Consider the following 1,493-nt stretch of genomic DNA (forward strand, 5'->3'; position numbering starts at 1 on the left):
ATTTCATATTTTTATATTTACTTTGTTGCAAAGTTAAGGGCATAAAGTAACCGTGTCAATTACGGATAAATTTATCTATACTCACTTTATACCTTCGTAAAATATATCAGCTATGTACGAAAAAAAGCTTCCTGTCAATTTAGATTGTGGTTTACATCTGTTTTTGCAGGTCGTTCAGGGCAAATGGAAAATAAACCTGCTCTGGGCAATACATTCAGGTATCAAGCGTCCGGGTGAGCTGCAGCGGAAAATCCCCAATGCAACCCGTCGTGTACTTGATGCGCAGCTTGGCCAATTGATTGAACATGGATTGATTAATAAAGTCGTCTTTGATCAGCTTCCGCTGAAAGTAGAATATGAACTGACTGGGCTGGGTGAAAGCCTTATACCGGTCATTGAGGTAACGGCCCAATGGGGAGAGGATCACAGAAATGAATTGGAACAGTTTTTTAAAGCCTAGTCATAAACTGTCAATGCAATACTTGGTAGTGTCATACACTGTATAATCCTAATAAGCATTCCATTCTTTGCGGCAGGGATTGCAGTGGAAATCCTTTTTATTCTAAAAAGATTGGTTAGAAAATCCTGCTTGGTAGGGATGCCCGATTCGCAAAATATCTTCTAAAACCATACGATCATGTCCAATACTCCACTGATCACTTTCCATGGTTACAAAGTAAATGATATAATTGATGATACCGATATACTCCGTGATACTGGTAACAAAAGTATATCATTCCCTGATAACTTTGTGAAAAATTAAAGAAATGAATAAGTTGAATCACAAAGTAGCCATCGTCACAGGTGGAAACAGCGGAATAGGGTATGCCACCGCAAAAGAGTTAATCGCCGAAGGAGCAAAAGTAATTATTACCGGAAGACGAAAAGAAGCCATTGAAAAGGCTGCTGAAGAGTTGGGAGCTATTTCTTTTGTGGCGGATCAAGGGAAATTGGAAGACATCGACAATTTCAAAACCCAAGTTGAAGAGCAATTCGGAAAAGTTGATATTCTGTTTATTAATGCCGGAATCACCGGAACTTTAGGTTCGATCGAAACTATGAGTGCTGAAAACTTCGACAATGTAAGGCATTAATTTCAGAGGAGCTTATTTTACCTTAAGCAAATTTATTCCTCTGTTGAACGATGGTGCTTCAGTGGTGTTCCTTTCATCCAACGTCGCGACAACCTCTAAACCCAATAGTTCGATTTACCAGGCAAGCAAAGCAGCATTAAATTCCATTGCAAAAACCGCTGCTGCAGAATTAGCACCAAGAAAAATCAGAGTAAATTTGGTAAGTCCGGGACCAACAAAAACGGAAATTATGACCAAAGCAGGATTGGACGAAAAAACATTGGAAGGTCTTAATGAATGGTTAATCAGCGGAATCCCACTACAAAAAATGGGGTCTGCGGAAGATGTAGCTAAAGCTGTTATTTATCTCTCAGATAACAATGTGGCAAGTTTCATGACCGGAACGGAAATCCTTATGGA

The 1,493-nt window shown here is 39.3% G+C and carries 3 protein-coding genes; all 3 read left to right on the forward strand.

The window, feature by feature from the left end; genetic code table 11:
• Positions 1–112 precede the first annotated feature (112 nt).
• Entirely contained in the window at positions 113–460 is a 348-nt protein-coding gene (locus HPC41_RS07745) for a winged helix-turn-helix transcriptional regulator (RefSeq protein WP_172393476.1), read from the forward strand.
• A gap of 307 nt (positions 461–767) precedes the next feature.
• Positions 768–1,094 carry an SDR family NAD(P)-dependent oxidoreductase gene (locus HPC41_RS25540; RefSeq protein WP_216660697.1) on the forward strand — a complete coding sequence of 109 codons (327 nt, stop codon included), beginning with the start codon at positions 768–770 and terminating at the stop codon, positions 1,092–1,094.
• 43 nt (positions 1,095–1,137) lie between these two features.
• Positions 1,138–1,493: SDR family oxidoreductase (locus HPC41_RS25545; protein WP_281358797.1), on the forward strand; the 356-nt coding region annotated here is incomplete at its 3' end.

Source organism: Sphingobacterium prati (assembly GCF_013167215.1).
Classification (GTDB): domain Bacteria; phylum Bacteroidota; class Bacteroidia; order Sphingobacteriales; family Sphingobacteriaceae; genus Sphingobacterium; species Sphingobacterium prati.

Coding starts and splice junctions, on each gene's coding strand:
- HPC41_RS07745 (WP_172393476.1), top strand. CDS start 113: ATGTACGAAAAAAAGCTTCCTGTCAATTTAGATTGTGGTTTACATCTG.
- HPC41_RS25540 (WP_216660697.1), top strand. CDS start 768: ATGAATAAGTTGAATCACAAAGTAGCCATCGTCACAGGTGGAAACAGC.